At 64.5% G+C, this 18,931-nt stretch carries 16 protein-coding genes; 11 read left to right on the top strand and 5 right to left on the bottom strand.

Translation table 11 applies throughout. The features are described from left to right. Window positions 1-146: 146 nt before the first annotated feature. Both FMM79_RS00165 and FMM79_RS00160 read left to right on the top strand, forming a co-directional pair. Complete coding sequence (locus tag FMM79_RS00165) at window positions 147-2,336, top strand: AAA family ATPase (RefSeq protein WP_205466396.1); 2,190 nt, start codon at window positions 147-149, stop codon at window positions 2,334-2,336. After that, complete coding sequence (locus tag FMM79_RS00160; protein WP_148625035.1) at window positions 2,333-3,667, top strand: McrC family protein; 1,335 nt, start codon at window positions 2,333-2,335, stop codon at window positions 3,665-3,667. The genes FMM79_RS00165 and FMM79_RS00160 overlap by 4 nt, the downstream gene beginning before the upstream one ends. Window positions 3,668-3,865: 198 nt before the next feature. Here FMM79_RS00160 and FMM79_RS00155 read toward each other — a convergent pair whose 3' ends face one another. Both FMM79_RS00155 and FMM79_RS22140 read right to left on the bottom strand, forming a co-directional pair. Then, window positions 3,866-4,573 carry a DUF2285 domain-containing protein gene (locus tag FMM79_RS00155; protein ID WP_148625033.1) on the bottom strand — a complete coding sequence of 236 codons (708 nt, stop codon included), beginning with the start codon at window positions 4,571-4,573 and terminating at the stop codon, window positions 3,866-3,868. Continuing rightward, window positions 4,506-4,730, bottom strand: a complete 225-nt coding sequence (locus tag FMM79_RS22140; RefSeq protein ID WP_371710490.1) for a transcriptional regulator domain-containing protein — start codon at window positions 4,728-4,730, stop codon at window positions 4,506-4,508. The genes FMM79_RS00155 and FMM79_RS22140 overlap by 68 nt, the downstream gene beginning before the upstream one ends. A 167-nt stretch (window positions 4,731-4,897) precedes the next feature. Between FMM79_RS22140 and FMM79_RS00150 the strand changes: the two genes are divergently transcribed. The 8 genes from FMM79_RS00150 (at window position 4,898) to FMM79_RS00115 (ending at window position 12,408) form a co-directional block, all read left to right on the top strand. Continuing rightward, window positions 4,898-5,671: a LuxR family transcriptional regulator gene (locus FMM79_RS00150; protein ID WP_240338873.1), complete on the top strand. Its 774-nt coding sequence runs from the start codon at window positions 4,898-4,900 to the stop codon at window positions 5,669-5,671. Window positions 5,672-5,728: 57 nt separating this feature from the next. After that, window positions 5,729-6,346: an acyl-homoserine-lactone synthase gene (locus tag FMM79_RS00145; protein WP_148625031.1), complete on the top strand. Its 618-nt coding sequence runs from the start codon at window positions 5,729-5,731 to the stop codon at window positions 6,344-6,346. Window positions 6,347-6,362: 16 nt separating this feature from the next. Then, window positions 6,363-7,235 (top strand): phytanoyl-CoA dioxygenase family protein, encoded by an 873-nt coding sequence (locus tag FMM79_RS00140; protein WP_148625029.1) that lies wholly within the window; start codon window positions 6,363-6,365, stop codon window positions 7,233-7,235. Beyond that, window positions 7,232-7,840: a GntR family transcriptional regulator gene (locus FMM79_RS00135; RefSeq protein WP_162528390.1), complete on the top strand. Its 609-nt coding sequence runs from the start codon at window positions 7,232-7,234 to the stop codon at window positions 7,838-7,840. The genes FMM79_RS00140 and FMM79_RS00135 overlap by 4 nt, the downstream gene beginning before the upstream one ends. A gap of 114 nt (window positions 7,841-7,954) precedes the next feature. Next, window positions 7,955-8,074, top strand: coding sequence for a benenodin family lasso peptide (locus FMM79_RS00130; RefSeq protein WP_129927693.1), 120 nt, complete (start codon window positions 7,955-7,957; stop codon window positions 8,072-8,074). A gap of 20 nt (window positions 8,075-8,094) precedes the next feature. After that, window positions 8,095-8,805, top strand: coding sequence for a lasso peptide biosynthesis B2 protein (locus FMM79_RS00125; RefSeq protein WP_148625025.1), 711 nt, complete (start codon window positions 8,095-8,097; stop codon window positions 8,803-8,805). Further along, entirely contained in the window at window positions 8,802-10,544 is a 1,743-nt protein-coding gene (locus tag FMM79_RS00120; RefSeq protein WP_148625023.1) for an asparagine synthetase B family protein, read from the top strand. Before FMM79_RS00125 ends, FMM79_RS00120 begins: the two co-directional genes overlap by 4 nt. Window positions 10,545-10,851: 307 nt before the next feature. Then, window positions 10,852-12,408 carry a hypothetical protein gene (locus FMM79_RS00115; RefSeq protein WP_148625021.1) on the top strand — a complete coding sequence of 519 codons (1,557 nt, stop codon included), beginning with the start codon at window positions 10,852-10,854 and terminating at the stop codon, window positions 12,406-12,408. A 10-nt stretch (window positions 12,409-12,418) separates the two neighbouring features. Here FMM79_RS00115 and FMM79_RS00110 read toward each other — a convergent pair whose 3' ends face one another. After that, a complete protein-coding gene (locus FMM79_RS00110) occupies window positions 12,419-15,934 on the bottom strand; it encodes an NACHT domain-containing NTPase (RefSeq protein WP_148625019.1) in 3,516 nt (1,171 codons plus the stop codon). A gap of 116 nt (window positions 15,935-16,050) precedes the next feature. Continuing rightward, the gene (locus FMM79_RS00105; protein ID WP_162528389.1) at window positions 16,051-16,392 is read right to left on the bottom strand and encodes an IS5 family transposase; all 342 of its coding nucleotides are present in this window, start codon (window positions 16,390-16,392) and stop codon (window positions 16,051-16,053) included. A gap of 375 nt (window positions 16,393-16,767) precedes the next feature. Here FMM79_RS00105 and FMM79_RS00100 point away from each other — a divergent pair, with 375 nt between their 5' ends. Next, window positions 16,768-17,598, top strand: a complete 831-nt coding sequence (locus FMM79_RS00100; protein WP_148625015.1) for a DUF6615 family protein — start codon at window positions 16,768-16,770, stop codon at window positions 17,596-17,598. Between the two features lie 114 nt (window positions 17,599-17,712). Here FMM79_RS00100 and FMM79_RS00095 read toward each other — a convergent pair whose 3' ends face one another. Continuing rightward, window positions 17,713-18,606, bottom strand: a complete 894-nt coding sequence (locus FMM79_RS00095) for an FRG domain-containing protein (RefSeq protein ID WP_148625013.1) — start codon at window positions 18,604-18,606, stop codon at window positions 17,713-17,715. Window positions 18,607-18,931: the final 325 nt, after the last annotated feature.

Below are 18,931 nucleotides of genomic sequence, written 5' to 3'. Positions count from 1 at the left end.
AGGAATATCGCCTGTGTCAGAGTCCTGCGTATCTTGGCCAGCTACTCGCCGAAGTCGAAGCCGACCGTTCTGCAGATGCGAATCCTGTCGAGTAAAAAGCCAAGCGTCGATAATAGCGTTGCGTTGTTATCGCTGCCGGAGGTTCGATGAAAGATCAGGAGTTCAGGGACTGGCTGAGCAAACGGCTCTGGAAAGGCGAGCCGTTGACGAAGAAGGCCATGGATACGCGGGTGCGCCGCAATCAGCGGGCCGAGCGCGGATTGCATGGTCTTGGCTATTCCCAATCCACGCTCGACGAGGTGTTCGACGATGGACGCTGGGACGATTTGCTGGCGCAGTTGACCGCGTTGGCAAGCGACCCCGATCCTGACATGACGATCGTGCGCGCGGTCGTCCCCCAAGCCGAGGATCCCAAGGGCCAGCTCGGCAACATGATCGCCGGCCTGCGGCAATATGGCTATTTCCGCGAAGGGCGCGATCCCAATTATTCGGTTGCAGGCGTGGCGGACGAAGATGATGGCGGCGAAAGCCAAGCCGACGAAATCCGCCGCTACGTCCTGGAAAACTACATCACGCCGGCCCGCCTCAGAGGCGATGCGACCGTCACCATCACCATCGGCGCGCTGAATAACGAGATGGGCCTTCACATGGCCTGGCCGAACATCTGCCAGGCGCTCGAGGGTCGATTGTTCCTGCGCCTCGCGAACGTGCCTGCGCCGGCAGCCGAAGGCCCGAAGCAGAGCACGACGCGCAAACTGACCTACTCGCTGGCGATGGAGACCAAGAGCGTGCCCAGGCATAAGCAATCGCCGACCAACCTGATCCTCTACGGCCCACCGGGCACCGGCAAGACCTACCGCACCGCCTATGAGGCCGTTTTACTCTGTGACGGCACCGTGGCGTTCGACGAGTCCCGCGAAGGCCGCCAGGCGCTGCTCGACCGCTATCGTGAACTCGAGGCGGAAAAGCGGATCGCCTTCGTCACCTTCCACCAGAATTACGATTATGAGAGCTTCGTCGAGGGCTTGCGGCCGGAGACAGGCGATGGCGAGAGCAATTCGGCCGGCTTCCACCTTGAGGCACGGCCGGGCATCTTCCGCGAGATCTGTGCCCTCGCCGACCAGGCCCGTACCCGACCCGTGACAGCAGCGAGCGCGGCCGGTTTCGACTTTTCGGGCCGCCGCTTCTGGAAGATGGGCCAAGGCGCGATCGGCAGCGAAGACGAAGTTTATGACGCGGCGCTCGCGAACCGATATATCGCGCTCGGCTGGGGCGGGTCGATCGATTGGAGCGCCGAGCGCTTTTCGACCTTCGACGCCATCAAGGCCGAGTGGCTGGACAAGAGTCCGGACGACCCTACCCCGAGCAATTGGACCCAGACCTGGCCGTTCCGCGCCGAGATGAAGATCGGCGACATCGTCATCGTGCCATACGGCAACACCGCGTTCCGGGCTGTTGCCGAGGTCGCTGGCGACTATCGTTATGTCCCCGAGGCCGAAGGCTTTTACGCGCACCGCCGCGATGTGCGCTGGTTGCTCACGCTCGAGGAACCCCTGCCGCTCGACACGATCGTCGATGGCAACTTCACCATGCGCACGCTCTACCCGATCGCCACGAAACGGGTGAACCTGCCGGCGCTGGCCCGCCTGATCGCCGGTGACGAGGATGCCGCTCCGGCCGAAGCGGTCGCTGGCGAGCGGGAACAGTTCGTGCTCATCATCGACGAGATCAATCGCGCGAATATCTCGAAGGTGTTCGGTGAACTCATCACGCTGATCGAACCCGACAAGCGTCTTGGCATGGCCAACGCGCTGAGCCTCACCTTGCCCTATTCGAAGAAGCGCGATTTCGGCGTCCCCGCCAATCTCCACATCGTCGGCACGATGAACACCGCTGATCGCTCGATCGCGCTGCTCGACACTGCGCTCAGGCGCCGGTTCACGTTCCGGGAGATGGCGCCGCGCATCGACCTGCTCGGCACCGTCGACGGGATCGACCTGCGAGCGGTACTCAGCTCCATCAACGATCGGATCGAGTATCTGATCGACCGCGAACATCGCATCGGCCATGCCTTCTTCATGGGGTGTGAGAATCGCGAGGCTATAGACCTCGTCATGCGCGACAAGGTCATTCCCCTTCTCCAGGAATATTTCTTCGAAGATTGGGGGCGCATCCGGGCTGTCCTTGGCGACGGCTTCATCGGATCGCGCAAGATCGCCCCGCCGCCAGGCTTCGAGGGCGACGACCGCGATAGCTGGTTCGTCCGCAAGCCGTTTTCGGCGGACGCCTTCGAACGGCTGAGCGGGGGCAGCAGCGCCGGCGTCTCCACCGAATGAGCCATCTGGCCGTCAGTGAGTGGGGGCGCATCGCGGTCCTTGATCGACCGGGCGAAGGAGGCTTCACCCGGCCACAGGCCAATGCCCTGATCGCTGCGGCGCGCGCCCATTCCCTCGGTGGCGACGAAGGCTCTACCATATTGCGGGATCATTTCCGGCATCTGACGGCCGGCCAGATGGTTGGCGTGATCGCGGCGCCCGGCTGCAGTCTCGAGATCTTTCCCAAGATCGATCAGCTCGACATCGCGTCGTCCGAGGGGCGACGGACCGTCCGTGAACGGCTGGTGCGGATGCTCGACGTGGCATTGGGCCTCGACATCGGCGACGGTGCCGCGTCCGCGATGGCGAGGCAGGCGGAGGGGCTTCTCGACATTCTGATCCGCCTGTTCGCGGACAAGCTCCTGACGGAGGCGCGGCGGGGTCTTCCCCGGGCCTATCTCCAGCACGAAGATGATCTTTCCGCGCTTCGCGGCCGGCTCAACGTCGTGCGGCAGTTCGCCGCCCATGCCGTGCGGCCCGACCGGCTCGCCTGCCGCTTCGACGCGCTGTCGAGCGACATTCCGCTGCTGCAGATCATGAAAGCGTGCGTGTTGGCCCTTCGCCGCCATGCCCGCGCCGCTGAGACTGTGCGCAAGCTCGACGAATTGCGCTTCGTGCTCGCCGACATCGCTGATGTGAACGTCGTTGCTTTGCCTTGGCACGCGGTGCGGATCGATCGGACCAATCGGCGCTGGGAGGCGCTGCTCGGCCTCGCCCGGCTCTTCCTCAAGCGCGACTGGCAGGCCACCCATCATGATCCGTCGGTCGAACAAGGGATCACGCTTCTGTTTCCGATGAACGATCTGTTCGAGGCCTATATCGCCGCCCTCATGCGGAGGAGCCTGCGCCCTGTCGGACTAAGCGTCGAAACGCAGGGCGGCCGGCTGTTTTGCCTGATCGAAGAGGGAGACCAGGGGCGCCGCCGATTTCAGACCCGGCCTGACATCATCATTCGGGACCGCCAAAGCAACGCGCCGGTCGCTATCGTCGATACGAAATGGAAGCGCCTCTCGCCGGCGATCGAGCATGCAAAGCATGGAGTCAGTCAGACCGATGTCTATCAGATGATGGCCTATGGGCAGCTCTATGCCTGCCCCGACGTTATTCTTCTCTATCCGCACCATTCCGGTCTTGGATCGGGTCCGTTCGCTAGCGATTACCTGATCCACGGCAGTACGGATCGGCTGCATCTGCGGAGCATCGACATCGCGCAACGCGAGGTTGGCATCGTGGCGGACCTCGCGGCCATGTTCCAGCATTGGCGGGCGCAGGATCCAGTCGTTTCCGGCTAAAATCCGCCGACGGCACGCTTCCGTCCGCCAAGTGGCATGGCCTGACGTTCTCCACGGCACCGTCGGTCGTGGTGGCCGCGCCAGCGATCGACACCGCGAGGCCGAGACCCGGGGCCGCCGGGGCTCGGTGGCGAAGGCGACGCAAACCCCTGCCGTCGCCGAGCCATAGAGCGCGGTCGCGCCGTCAGGCACCAAAGATCAGGCCGGATCTCTGCGCGAGTGTTCAGCACGAGTGTGCGGCTTGGACGGCAATCGTGCTTGCCGCCGCATCAGGTCGCGATACCCGCCCAACGCCAGGGTCTTCGCTTCGCGCACCAACCGCCTAATCCGCGAACGTAGCGAGTCGGATCGGTCGTTCCAGTCTTCGGCCACGCGCGCCTCGCCAAACAGAACGGCCCCGATTTCGCGCTGGGTCGCGCCGTCGGCTAGCGCGTCATGGACGCGCAGCAACTGGATGCCGCGTTCGATCCAGGGGTCGCGCGGGTACAGCGAGCGGGCAAAGCGGCGATGGTGCTGGAGATGAAGGAGGCGACGCAGCGGCAGGAGGCCCGCCTCGGCGCTGCTAAGCCCATGCAGCCGATAGTGGAGATGGACCAGTGTTTCGCCTGCCAGCCGCCCGTGTGCCGCATCGAGCCGGATATGGTGGCGACCGTCCGAAAGGACGGCATGGTCATAGCCGTCCGGATCGGTGACGACGGTCAACCAGGCGGCGACGCGTTCCAGATCGAGACCATCGGGATCGGCGCGATCGGTGGGGATTGCTTCAACGCACAGCGTTCCAGGGTCGAGATCGGCATGCCAGATGATCCGTGCCTCGGGTGCCGACCGGGCCGGATCTTCAGCGAAAGTGCAGCCCCCACGCGCGCGGATCGACGCGGCCGCGGGTAACGCTGCTCGCCCGCGCATGCCAGGCGATGTAATCAGGATCGCGTCGCAGCCACTCCCACATGATCCCGGTGCGATCGATACCACGCAGCCGTGCGTAAGCGGTGCTCTCGCACCATCCCCGCAGCAGCGTCACGGGCCGAAACCCGCGAACGGCGCGGCGGCATGGATGCTGCATCGCACAAGAGAACTTCTGCGCGCCTGCCTAACATGATATGACACTTCCATGACAGGAGTCGCCCGGCGACGGCTTGAGGCCCCGCCGCCTGGCCCACAGGACCAAGAAAGGGCGATCGCCGGGATCCGGGCAGCACGAGACGCCGCCGACGGTCGCGACAGGACCAGATGCCTTATTCGGGCATGGCGATGCAGCTTGCGCGCATCGTCGAAACGGTCGGCAACGCGGACGAGCTTGCGGCGGCCATGGCGGCCATCAGCGTGGAGCTGGGCTTCCAGTATTTCGCGCTCAGCCATCATGTCGACGTGGCCGCGGCGGGTGACGCGGCGATCCGGCTGCATAATTATCCGGAGCGCTGGGCGGACTATTATGACGAGAACGCCCTGGGCGTAAGCGACCCCGTGCATCGCGCCAGCCATGTCACCAGCATCGGCTTTCCCTGGTCGCAAATGGCGGCGATGATCCCGCTGACGCCGGGCGACCATCGGATCCTGGCGCTCGGCCGCGCCCAGGGCATCGGCGATGGCTTCACCGTTCCGGCCCATGTTCCGGGCGAAGCGCGCGGTTCCTGCTCCTTTGCGAACGAAGCGGGCCGGCCGCTGCCGCAAGTCATGCTGCCAATGGCGCAACTCGCCGGCAATTTCGCGTTCGAAGCGGCGCGCCGATTGTGGATGGGACGCGGCGGGCTCCTGACGCGCCCGGGACCGGCACTGACCGACCGGCAGCGTGACTGCGTCCTGTGGGTCGCGCGCGGCAAGGGCGACTGGGAGATCAGCCGCATCCTGGGGATCAGCGAAGAGACAGTGGCCCGGCATATCAAGCAGGCCTGCGAGCGCTATGGCGTGAACAAGCGGACATTGCTGGTGATCCGGACGCTGTTCGACGGAACCCTTACCTTCTCGGATATCTTCCGCCGTCGCTATGCCCCTTTTCGGGCATAGCGCTGCGACCGGCATCTCGCCGACCCTCGACCGATCACGGCCAAGGGAGCAAGAGCCATGCTGCATATCCTGCAATCCGCCCCGCCGTCCGCGTCGGACGCAGCGCTGCGCGCGATGTTCGCGGCGCGCAAGTCGGTCTTCGTCGACCTGCTCAAATGGGACGTCCCGATCCTCGAGGGGCGCTATGAAGTCGACCAGTTCGACGATCTCAACGCCACTTATCTGATCCTCGCCGAATCCGACGGATCGCATCTGGGCTCGGCGCGCCTGCTGCCAACCATGCGTCCGCACATTCTTGGCAACCTCTATCCGGGTCTGTGCGAGGACGCGCCGCCGCGCGCGCCTGACATCTACGAGATCACCCGCTTCTGCCTCGATCGCCGACTGCGCGCGTCCGAGCGCCGCGCGGTGCGCGACACGCTGGTGACCGCGCTCGTCGATCATGCACTGGACCACGGCATCACCGGCTACAGCGCGATCGCCGAAATGGGCTGGTTCCAGCAGATCCTCGCGTTCGGCTGGCGCTGCCGTCCGCTCGGACTGCCGCAAATCGTCGATGGTGCGATGCTGGCGGCACTGCGCATCGACATCGCCCCCGACACGCCCGGCCTGCTCGCGGCGGCGGGCATCCAGGCGGCACCGGCCATCCGGGACAGCCGGCGCATCGCGGCCTGACGCAAGGAGAACGACGATGATCGACAGGATCGACGACGAGATCGCCCGCAGCACGCGCGACCTTCTCGACCATGGCTGGTGCATCCTTCCCGATGCCCTGCCGCCTGCGCAGATCCACGCGCTCGATGATGAACTGGCGGGTGATTTCGCGGCGACGCCGTTCGGCCAGGGCGACTTCTACGGCAGCACCACCAAGCGGTTCGGCCGCCTGCTCACGCGCGCGGCCGGCGCCGCGGCGCTGGTCCAGCACCAGCGCATTCTCGGCATCGTCGAGGCGGTGCTCGCGCCCTGGTGCGAATGCATCCAGCTCAATACGACCCAGGCGATCGCCGTTCATCCCGGCGCCCCGGCGCAATTGCCGCACCGCGACCAGGACATGTGGCGCGGTCAGATCGGAGAGATTGAGTATCTCGTCAATGTGATGTGGCCGCTGACCGATTTTACGGAGACGAACGGCGCCACGCGGATCTGGCCGGAGAGCCATGGCGCGAACGCACTGGCCGAGCCGGACGGCGCGCCTTTCGCCGCCGAGATGGCTCCCGGCGCGGCGCTTTTGTTCCTCGGCTCGACGCTCCACGGCGCGGGTGCAAACCGCACGCGGGACGTGCGACGCGGGATCGTGATCGGCTATGCCCTGGGCTGGCTCAAGCCCTATGAAAACCAATGGCTCGCCTATCCGCCCGAGGTCGCGCGCGCGTTCCCGCCCGATCTGGCGGCGCTGGTCGGCTATCGCCAGCATCGGCCCAATCTCGGCAATTTCGAGGGGCAATGCCCTTCGGTGCTGCTGGGCGGACGCGCGGACCGGCTACTCGGCGCCGTCGATGCGCTGCGGCCCGACCAGCAGGTGCTGGTCGATGCCTTTGTGCAGGAACAGCGAGACGCGCGGTGAACGCCGGGGCGACCGCCGAACGGGTCCATGAGGCGCTGCGCCTCCGGATCATGAGCCGCGAATTCCGGCCAGGCGACAGGCTCGACCCGGCGGTCCTGGCCGCGCCGCTCGCCGCGAGCGTCACGCCCGTGCGCGACGCGCTCCACAGGCTGACCGGCGAGGGTCTTGTGGAGACGCGTACCGCCGGCGGCTTCCATGTCCCTGCGCTCGACGAACCGGGCCTTGCGGATCTATATGACTGGTCGGCCGAACTTGTCCTGCTTGCCATCAACGCGCGGCGACGCCCGGCCGCACTTCCGCCCCTTGGCGACCTCGTCAACGACGCGGCCTTGGCCGACCGGACCGCAGCCACGTTTCTGGCCGTCGCCCGCCATTCCGCCAATGGGGAGCATGCGCTTGCGCTCGACCGGCTCAATGCCCGCCTTCACGCTGTCCGGACTGTCGAAGAGCATGTACTCGAAGGCACCCACGCTGAACTGGAGGCGCTGTGGCAAGCCGTCAGGACCGCCGAACGCAAGCACCTGAAAATCCTGTGCCGCAGCTATCATCGCCGCCGTCGTCGCGCTGCCGCCGACATCGTGCGGGCCGTCTACCGCGCGGGCTGACGCCCGCCGCCCTGCCAAACAAAATCGATATAGAATCCGTATAAAGTTCGGATAGCGGGTCGCCCTCCATAGTCTGCCATGGCTGCATTTCGCAGCAGGACGAAGGAGTGCATCATGGAACGTGAAGACGAAGTGATCGACCTCGGCACCGCCAGCATCGAAACCAAGGGCGGCGCCGGCCTGGTCATCGATGCCAAGAATGGCCAGCAGCTCTTCGGCATTGCCGACGACTGACGGCGTCGGCGCGCGGTCTCATGGGATCGCGCGCCGATCCGGGCTTCGATCCTGGGCGTTCGATCATGGGCTTCACCCTTCGCAATGGCATCTCCTTCTGCCGCGTCGGCGACCGGATCATCTTTCTCGATATCGTTGCGGACCGGTATTTCTGCCTGTCGCCAGAAGCCGAGCACAGCTTCCGGGCGCTGGTGGAAGGCGGGACCCCGCCGCCAGACGATGCGCACGTCCAGGGACTGCTGGCGCGCGGCGTGCTGATGACGTCGGCGGCTCAGCAGGCACCAGTCGCCTGCCGTCCGATCGTCATGCCGCTGACGAGTGTCCTCGATCTGGACCTTCCGCAGCCTGCCCTCGCCGGGACGACCAGCGCTCTATGCTACCTTGCCACCACGCGCGTACGATTGAAGATGGCAGGTCTCGGCCAGACCCTTTCCTGGCTGTCGACCCGCAAGTCGCGCTTGCCGACATCCCCTGCCTTGCCGGAAGGGCAGGTAGAGCGGATCATGGCCGGGTTCGTTTCGGCCGCTCGCATTGCCAGCCAGATCGACCTGTGTCTTGCAAACTCCATCGCGGTGGCATCGCGCATGATCGCGAAGGGAATACGGCCCGATGTTGTGCTGGGGGTGCAACTCGGGCCGTTCTCCGCCCATTGCTGGGTCCAACACGGGGACCAGCTCGTCAACGACCGCGTAGACATGGTGCGGACCTTCACGCCGATCCTGGTCTTATGACGGGGCGCCGCTTTCTCGCGCTGATCGCCACCACCGCCGAGCCGCTTCCTCCGGGGCGGATCGACAGGGCGCGCAAGGCCGCTACATCGCTCGTGCCGCTGATCGAAACCGACCGCTTCATGCTGTGGAGCGACCACCTGTACGGGATCGCACAGGTTGGCGGCCATGCGATAGTCGGCGAGTTGTTCGATCGTGGCAGCACGCCGCCGGAAACCACGCTTGACGATGCGGCATGGACGGCGATCGCCCGGTCGCGGGGCGAGAGACTGATCGAACGTTACTGGGGCAGCTATGTCGCCTTCACGACCGACGATAGGGGCGTGGCGGTTGTACGTGCACCGATGGGCGACCTCGGATGTTATCATGCCCGGGATGGCGGCGTGCTTCTGGTCGCGTCGGATCTGGCACTGCTGTCAGACTTCGGATGCCGCTTCGCCATCGATCGCGGCGCCCTTGCGCGGCACATCGCCTATCCCGAATGGCGGCGCAGCGAGACCTGCCTCGACGGCGTGGAGGAACTGCGCGGCGGCGATCGTCTGCTTGTCTCGACGAACGGGGTAGAACGCGAGACATTATGGTCACCCTGGGCCTTCGTCGCCCGAGGCCGGATGATCGACGACCCCGGGGAAGCGGCTCGCGCCGTGCGCAACGCCGTGCATCTTGCCGTGCGCGCCCGCGCCGCCGGCTGTGATCGCGCCCTCTTGCTCGTTTCCGGTGGCCTCGATTCGGCGATCGTGGCCACCAGTCTCAAAGCGGCAGGCACCGACGTGATCGGCCTCAATCTTATCGGTGACGACGCCGCGAGCGACGAGAGGCACTATGCCGGGATGGTCGCCCGATCTGCCGGCATCGAACTGCTGACGAGGGAATTCGACCTTGACCGCGTCGATGTCCGCCGCTCGGGTGCGGCACATATGCCCTATCCGGTGCATCGCTGCTTCACGCAGGCGCAGGACGCGGTCGCGGCCGAAACCGCCGAGCTATGCGGTGCGGATATCCTCGTCGATGGCGGCGGGGGCGACAATGTCTTCTTCGCCTCGCGCACCGTGTCGATCCTCGCCGACTGCCTCGCCACCGGCGGTCTGGACAAGCGGTTTTGGAGTGCTGCGCGGGCACTCGGCGACTTGGGCCAGACTGGGACTTGGACACTGGCTTGGCGCGCGGTGCATCGCGCCTGGCTGCGCTCGCCAGCCCCGCGCCAGCCGCCGGCGGTCGCGTTTCTCTCCGATGCGGCACGATCGATAATCTCCGACACCGTCGCGCACCCCTGGTTCCTGCCGCCGGCGAGTGTCCTCCCTGGCCGGGCCAGCCATGTTGCCCTGCTCGCCCCGGCGCAGAACCTGGTGGAGGCGATCAATGCCCAGGCGCCGTACCGCACCATTTCACCGCTGATCTCGCAGCCAGTGGTGGAGGCCTGCCTGCGTGTTCCGAGCTGGCACTGGCTCGCGCCGGGACGGGACCGGGCAACCGCGCGCCGCGCCTTCGCGCCCGATCTCCCCGAAGAAATCATCGCGCGCCGATCGAAGGGCACGCCCACCGGCTTTGCCGCGACGATTTTCGACCGGTATCGGCAGGCGATCCGCGACATGCTGCTCGGCGGCCGTCTGGCCGACTTCGGCCTTATCGACGAAGCCAAGCTCACGCAGGCGCTGTCAGCGCCCGGCCCGGTCCGCGATCTGCGCTTCGTGCGGATCATGGAACTTGTCGATGCTGAAGCTTGGGCAGCGGCGCAAATTTAAGGACCACAACCGTCCACGACGGTTAGGCGTCTTCTTGAATGCGGACCTAACGCTTAGCCATTCACCGCTGTCCTGATCGCCTGGGTCTGGGACAATCCTGCCGTTCCAGAGCGATGGGTCCAACGGCAGCTCTTGTAAGGACCCGACATCCAGCGGCTGCCTGACCAGCATCGCAGAAAGTGCCGGTATAATTGTGACCGGGTGTGATCCTTGTCAGCGTCGGAAATTTGACCGCCCGCTCAGGCCCGAGCTGATCGAAAATCCCACACCCGCTTGCAGCCCGCAAGCCGATGCGCCATTTCGCACGATGAACGCCGCGGTTGGTCGCCACCGGCTCGCGCGCCGAGGCATCGAGAAGAAGCAGACACAAATGAGCGTGGAGTTCGTCAATCCTGTCGGCGTCAAAGGGAAAATGATCGCGCCGGTTCCGGCCAAGGTCGAGATGGAATTCGCGGAAGCGGTAGAGCGGGTCCAGCAACGCGTGCGCGACGGAACGGCTTCGCTCGCCACCGACAGCGAGATCAAGAAGCTGACCTTCGACAGCCAAAAACTCGTTTACGGAAACTGGGACAAGCCCGGCCCGTGCCAATATGCCGGTTGCGGCGAGCGCAGCATTAGGCGGTCGCATACTCTGCAGCGGGCCGGGCCGCTTGCCGCGATCGCGTCAACCGACAATCACGTCATCGCGCCGACGCTCAACTATGCCCGGGCGAAGATCGAATATGCTCGCCGCGGCCTGGATCAGGCGAGCACCTTTGCGGGCTTTTGCCCGGAGCACGAGCGCTTGTTCGAGGGCTTCGAGAACCGTGGCACCCTCCAGCATCCCCGGGAGTACGTCCTGCAGTTGTACCGCACAGTATCGCGCGAAGCCGTGCGGACCGCGTTCGACATCGCCCATCACGAGAAGCAGGCCGAGACGGTCAGCGCGCAGAAGACCAAGACACTTACACGCCTCTGCCTTGCCGAGGCGGCCAAGCTTGTTTCACGCTACCCGGTGCTGCGAGAATATCAGCTCACGCCGGCAGGCATGAGCGAGGAGCTTGCCGAGTGGATGACGGTTGCGGCGACGGATCTTGGACAGATCCGCGCGATGATCGGCGATCTCCAACTGGCTATCGACGCGATCGATCAGGGCGCGCTTGGTGCGCACATTCACCGCTACGTCCTGAACGGACGTCTGCCGATCACCTTGTCCGGCCAGTCCGCGGTCAATTTCCAGCTCGATGACGAGCCCCATCGGCTCGTTCTTTTCGTGACAGTGATCCCCGAGGCGACGCGCACGCAGATTCTCATTGCCTCGCGGTCTGCGCATGCCGCGCTGCTCGACCATCACCTGTCGTCACTCGGCTTGCTGGGTCCGGGCAATGGCGTAAACGCGGATGCGCTGCTCGGCTTCGTCGAGGCTTTCCTGTTCCACGGGACCGATCACTGGTTTTTCGAGGAAGCCTATTGGAAATCCCTGCCACCCGCCTCGCGTGACGCGCTGCTTGCCGCGGTCGTCGGCGATGGCAAATTGGGCATCGATGCGGCCCCCCTGCAGATCCTGCCCCGTTCCCCCCGCTTCGTAGCGACGCGCGACCCGCTGCTGCCGGCGCGCCCGGCGCGCAAGCAACGTCATGCTGCGCGGCGTGCGCGGGGATGGTCGGAGCATGAGCCGCTCGACCTGCAGCAAAGCTATCGGATTTTGGCCGCTCGCAAGGACCTGACGCTGGTGGCAAGCCGCGATAATTATTCGGACGATATCCACGTTCACAGCAAGCCGCGGCGGAAGGATGGATGGGTGTTCGCCCGCTCGATACGAGCTGGCCAGTGGCGAGGAGGATGGCGACGCGTTCGTGCATCGCGCGTCGATCCGTTCGGCTGAGCGCCCGGTCTCAGTCGATGCGGTAGCTCGCCCCGTCTTTGCGCACGACGATCTGGAGGCGAGCCGCCAGCTGTTCGATCTTGTTGGCGGCCAGATCACGCAAGCCCCATTCCGGTTTGGCGCGGTGCAGGTCCACGAGCCGCCGAAGCGCGGGTTCGTCGCCGCGATCGCCAAGCACTCGGACGCCGTACATGGCGATATTGTAGCGCTTCGAGCGAAGCAGCCGTTCGATCAAATCGTCGCCAAGTGCCGGAAACCGCCGCCCGAGTTGGTGGAGCGCACTGCTGATTGCGTGTCCGAGTTCATCGTCCTCCGTCCAGACTTCGGCATCGAAATTGTCGATCGCCAGCAGGTCCCGTTCGAGGGCAGCGGCAATCGGCTCGGAGCCGAGGCCGGCAGCGGCAGTCCGGACCCGCATCCTGTCCCTGGGGGCGAGATCAGTCCGATCGGACCAATCTTCCAGCAATTCGATCCACGGCGCGATGCCCGCGTGCGGCGCCGCCGCCCGGACGGCGCCCCCGAAGCCCCAGTCCATCTCGAACACGTTGCGCAGCCCCATCGTCACGGAATTTGCGATCCGCACGATATCAACAGCGCTCTGGGCGCGGGCGCGCGTCAGCGTCGCCGCACGTTCGGCAAGCGTTCGGTTGGGATGATGGCCGAACAGCGCGATCGTCGTCGCGGCATGCTGCACTGGCAAGGTCGGGATCTCCTCGACCAGAGATTCAAACTGCTCGGCATCGCCGTACCGCGCTTCGATCAAACGCAGCGCGATACGAACCTCCAGGTCGATCGCGTCATCCCCGATCAAGGTTCGCGCAAGCGTTCTTCGTTTGCTCTCGTCCTCGATGTGGCGCGCGATGCCGGCGGCAAGGTCGACCCGACGCTCGAGCGAAATGGTTGGCGAGCGGAGCAGTTGTTCAAAAAACGCCGATGGATCGGCATGGACGCCGATAAGGTCGCGCGCCGCATAATTGCGGTTCCAGTCCGCTTGTTCGAGCCCCTTGATCGCCAGTTCGACGCCGGTATGCTCAAGCGGCGCCCCGGCCAGAAGATAAGCTCGAAAGCGCGCCTGCCACGACAAACGCTCGTCGCGCGCCACGTTCAGTGCGAGTGCTGGCGAGATGGACGCTGTGTCGAAGTTCCAGAAGAGGCCCGAGATATCGGTGATGAGGTCGGCATCGACGGTGTCGGTATTCATCGCATCGATGATTGCCTGGATTGCTGGGTCACCCGCTGCCCGCAAGGCGTATTTGAAACTGTGGTGAATGCCCATGCTGCCGCGGGCGTCGGCGATAAGCCCTTGCAGCACGCTGAGCGTCAGCTTGAGATCGGCACGCTTGCTCAGGATATCCCCGGCTCCCTGGTCGAGCAGCCAGCGATGGTGAAGTGCTACTTCCAGCTTTGGTGAAGCGATGTTCCAAAAGCCGTCGGCGAGAACCCGGCCGACGCGTTCGCGCGCGTCCGACGGAGCCTGGACCCAGAATGCGGTGAGACGCTCGGCGACGTCGAGGCGAAGTCGGTCGCTGACGATAGCGCCGTTGGCGATGCAGCGGCCAACCAGCCGGAGCCCCGTCGCAAATGCATCGTCGTCACGAAGGAGCATTGCTTTGATCACCGGCTCGGCGTCAGGTGCCAGTTCGAGGGCGAATTGGATGACCTGCGCCCAGGGCCGCTGGACGGCATCTTCGATCCGCTGGTGGAGGCTGTCGGGATATTTGTCGACGAGGTGCCGCGCCGCCAGATATTCCTGCACGATCGGATAGGGAAATTGCAGGCGAATGGCGCTTTGCGGGCGGAGGATGCCATTGGTGCGCAACCGTTCGAACAGCGCGTCGGCTTCGGCAACACCGGAGACGAAGCGATTGATGACAACGCGCACCTCGCGCTCGGTCGCGCCAATCTCCTGCTGTTCCAGCCGCTCGAATGCGAGCGTTTCGGCGATCGCGCGCAGGGTGACGCCGCGATCATCGGACGCGCCGGTCGCCTTGATACGCTCCGGCGAGAACAAGGTCGCCAGATAGCCCTCGATCAGATCGGAGCGCGTCAGCGGCCTGGGATCGTTGAGATCCGTGGTCGCGAGCAGCATCATCAGGAATAGTGGGATGCGCGCCAGCCGATCGAGGTCGGGGTAGAGCCGCAGCCTGCGCACCACTTGCCAAGGCTGCAAGCCGCCGAGCCGGTCACGCATCGTCGCGGCAAAGCGTTCGATATCGTCATCGCTGAGCGGGAGCAGTTCGACGATCGCGGATTGCGGCAGGCCGCCAAGCACAGCCGCGTCGCGCACAGTCAGCATCCAGGGCGATTGCGGGTAGCGCGCGGAAAAGGTGCTGATCCGCTTCATCAGCTGCGGACGGCTCGTGGCGGGCACTTCATCGAGACCGTCGAGGAGCAGGACCAGCAGACCCTGTTCGGCAAGCCGCTCCCAGTCGGCGCTGACTTCCAGTTCGGAGCTTATGGTGGTGCGCAGGAACTGGATGACGCCGGCATCGGCGGTCGCCAGCGAAGCCAGCGGGACGGCGACGGGCACGAGCGGACCGTCGGCGAGCCGGCCCGCAATCGCGGTCAGGAGCGCTGACTTGCCATGGCCGGGCCCGGCTACGACGACGACGCGGTCGAACTGATCGGTCGGGAAGGCCCGCAGATCGATCCCGGACTCTTCGCCGATTTCGGACAGATCTGGATTTTCGCTCTCGAAATCGGTGCGTTTAGAAATGTCGAAGGTCCGCGCGCGCGGCCAGACGAACATGTCCTCCGCAGCACCGGAGATCGAGGTTCCTGGTATCGTGAGCCGTGCCATCTGCCTGGTCGCCGTCCGAAAGGCGGCCAGACCCCATTCGGGCGGCTCGCCGAGAAGCAGGTCGTGTTCGAGTTTCAGGCGACGGCGAAGCGACGCGGGCCGGAAGAGCCCGCGCCGGCGTGCAGCGCCGCCGACAATATCGCGCAGGATCGGCAACAAGGAGGGGAGTGATGGCGATGCGCCGGTCAGCCGCCGGCGCCCTAGCTCGTTCTCGATGGCGTCCTGGTCGAGATGGAGCAAGCGCGTGCGGCGCAGCAGTTCAAAAGCCTCCTGCGCACCGCCCAAGATCTTCTCGATGCTGGCCAGTGCAGGACGGTGCGTCTCACCCAGACGGCGAACCAGTTCGCCCAAGTCGACGGCGGTTGCCGCGCGATCGCACAGCTGCGCGACCGCATCGCTGGCCGCGTTGCGCTCGGCGACCACGATGGTGAGTTGGTCGACCGGCCCGAAGCCGGACTGAAGCTGGGCACGGAGGCTTTGCCACAGGCCGGTCCATGCAACGCTCTGGAGGCGTAGGCTGAGCTTGACCGACTGGAAGTCCTGATGGCCATCGGCAAAGCGCAGCACAATGTCATCGACATGCTCAGGTGCCTCGACGCGCACTTCGAGAAGACGCTCGCGAGCACTCAAGTGGTCGAGATTGAGAAGGTCGGCGAGCGCGAGCGCGGCAATGCTGTTCTGATAGAAGATGCCGGCCTGTGTTGCCGAACCGCCGCTTTCCGTCACCTGTTGCCTTCCATGACCCACCGCCCGATGAAAATACTGTTAGCAGCACATGGACAAACGGCAGCTTCCAAGCGACAAAAAAGTCTGCGAATTTGAAAAACTAGGGTCCGGACTCACTACAGCCACCAGATGACGGCTGCGGCAAGGCTGATGGCGCCCATGAAGTTTTTGAGGTTGCGATCGAAGCGGGTGGCGATGCGACGCCAGTCCTTGAAGCGGCAGAACATGCGCTCGACGACATTGTGCTGTTTGTAGATCGCGCGATCGTAATCGTACTGGATCTTGCGGTTCTTGCGCGGCGGGATGACGGCCTCGGTGCCGCGCCCGATAAGCCATTCGCGCAGGGCCCGACTGTCATAGCCTTTGTCGGCGACGAGTTCGGCCGAGGGCGGCATGGCCCCGATGCAAAGCTGCGCGACCTTGCAATCATGGACGTTTCCGGGCGTCAGTCCGTGCACGTTCTCTACACGCCTAAACGGACACGCGGCGTCAGCCCAATATGTCGATCGCCAACATGAACCATCGGTGGGTTTTGGGATCAGCCCGCAGGCGCCTGAATAGCCGAGAGTAGGGCGCACTGCTGCCGGTCTGCTCAAAGAAGCGGGAATGGCGCGTTTTGGCAAGAGCAGCCGTTCTGGCGCGGGTCGGGGAACGTCTTGGGCTGGTCGACAGCGGTTGGAGTGTTGTGGGCCGAGAGGCTAGCGCGGCTAGAACAGCCGCGTTCATCGACTGGACAAATCTGTTCGATTGTCTCGCGGCGCGGGTGACGCTGGCCTGATTTACGAGCAGATCGTCGATGACTAGGCTGTGCTAGTTGCGCAAGGAGCCAGAAATTGATCACAACGTTCACGACGGCGTGCGAGCTCGCCAACAAGCTGCCGGCCCTACTCTCCTCTTTCATGGAGCTCGAAGCAGGCCTGTCCCGAAACTTCCGTGAGGACACGCTTTCGGATCTGGTGATCGCCGCCTTCATGCAGCTTCCGGGATTGCCGGTAGCAGTGCTCACCCCGGACGAGAGCCGCACCGGCAGCGACTTTGATCTTGAGCTTGTCGATCCGGCGAGCAGTACGACCATCCGCTACCGGATACAGGCGAAGCGGCTCTGCGCGCCGACCGCGAAGTGGCAGACACGCAGTTACCTTCACCTCGCCCATCCGAACGGGACCGGGCTACAGTCCAAAACGCTGTGCGACCCCAAGAACCTCAGCGGTCCGGTTCCGACGATCCCACTCTACGCGTTCTTCAATCACGCCACTGTCTGCGCCGCCGCTGGGGTTCCAGGCATCGCCTTGGCCGACGCGCTTGAGATCGGGGACCTCATCGACAAGGGCCTCACGACTACTCCGCGACCCCGATTCAAGCGCATTACCTCGGTTCAGCCCTTCTTCTTTGGTTTAGATGAGATCCTTTGCCCTCTGGCGAAGGGTGGCCTCGGTATTGCTACCCCGGCTCAGTCTCGCGAGCGGTTCGAAGAGGTGATGCGGCGTCGAGGACGGAGCGCGCTACCGAAGTTACAGCGTGCAGAAGCTCCGGAACCCGGCCCGGTCCAGCCAGACCAGATGGCCGCGCTAAGAGGGAGCGAGCGTCAGCCTGTCCGCCGTGACACCAGAACGCAGCGACCGCGTCTGATTGTTGCGACGAGTGATCTGCCGCGGACTGCTTGAGCTGGCCGGTTGCGGAGTGTCAGGCTTTGGCCAGCCCTTTAGAGGTAAGCGCCATTCCTGAAGCGCGGCTAATTGGTATACTGGCCCCAGAATTCGCTGCCCCCGGAATTCGAGTCAGATCAGCTTGCTTGCCGAAACCGGTGTGGTGAGTGTGCCCGCGATATAACGCGCCGCGCGCTCAATCTCGGGGAAGAGCGTCTTTTCGTTGATAGCGAGTTTGTCGAGTTGATCGCGAATGTCTTTCTTGGCGGCAGCGGCGATACTGATGCGGTCGATCTTGACCCCCAACGCGTTGGGGTCTTCGAGCTCTTCCGTCAGGCCGAAGACGAAAAAGGCACCCGATTGCGCGAGGATGCGCTTGTTGTTTTGCTTGGGCTTAACCATCAGCACGTCGTCAAGGTCGCTCGGCTCGATCCCGAACTCGAACCCGCTGCTCTCTTGGCGGATGAAGTGAACAAGCCGCCGGATCGGCAGCGACTTGTTGAACTCTTCCTGTTCGAGGCCAGTGTCGATCTTCTTTTGTAAATCCCACTGCAGGCGTGCCACGTTCGCCAGGATGCTGACGGTGTCGCTGTCGAAATAGCGCACTCGCCGCTTGGATACCGACAGGATGACGACCTCGCCGTCCGCCTCAACGCTGCGCAGGACGCGCTTGCCGGCACGAATCGCCGGAACGCGCTTCTTGGTCGGTTCGCAGGCGAAATAGAGTGCGACGAGTGGGTTCAGCGACACGTCGAGCACGCGAGTCGGCAGCGAATAGTGCTGCATTCGGACGAGTAGTTCGAGTGCGCTCGTATCGGCCGAGAAGTCCTCGGGATGCGCCGCCACCAGCTCGCGCAGGAGGATGTGTTCGTTTTCGCGGTTCACGGCAGTTCGAAAGATCGACGGCTGCAGCTTGAACGCCGAATTGCCGTGCCCCCGGTACGACACCAGTCGCGTCGCCGATGTCGTCCGGCCGAGGATCTCCGAGACAAAGTCCTCCAGCTTTTCCATAGGCGCAGTCGTCATGGTAGTTCCCCTCAGAAAATGAACGTAGGGAATTTCGGGGCCGGTATATAGGAATTGTTCTGGCGGACGATTCAGGGCGGCGGTTGGGCCGGAGGCCGACCAGATTGGGGCGCAGGGCCAACTGGCGGCTGTCTGACGCGCGAACGGCGGGTTTCGGCATCAGCGGCCATTTCAGCGGCCTTGCCGGAACGACCTAAGTTGTGAAGGGTTTCGGGCGCTTGCGTACGAAAGCCTCCAGTGCAGGAACCCGCGGGCCCCATGCGCTGGTCTATGTGTAAAGCGTCTTTGGGATGGTTCTGGAGGGCAAGCGCTGCCGATCTGGAAG

This window comes from Novosphingobium sp. BW1 (assembly GCF_008107685.1).
Taxonomy (GTDB): Bacteria; Pseudomonadota; Alphaproteobacteria; order Sphingomonadales; family Sphingomonadaceae; genus Novosphingobium.
This window is presented reverse-complemented; position numbering and strand designations above follow the sequence as displayed.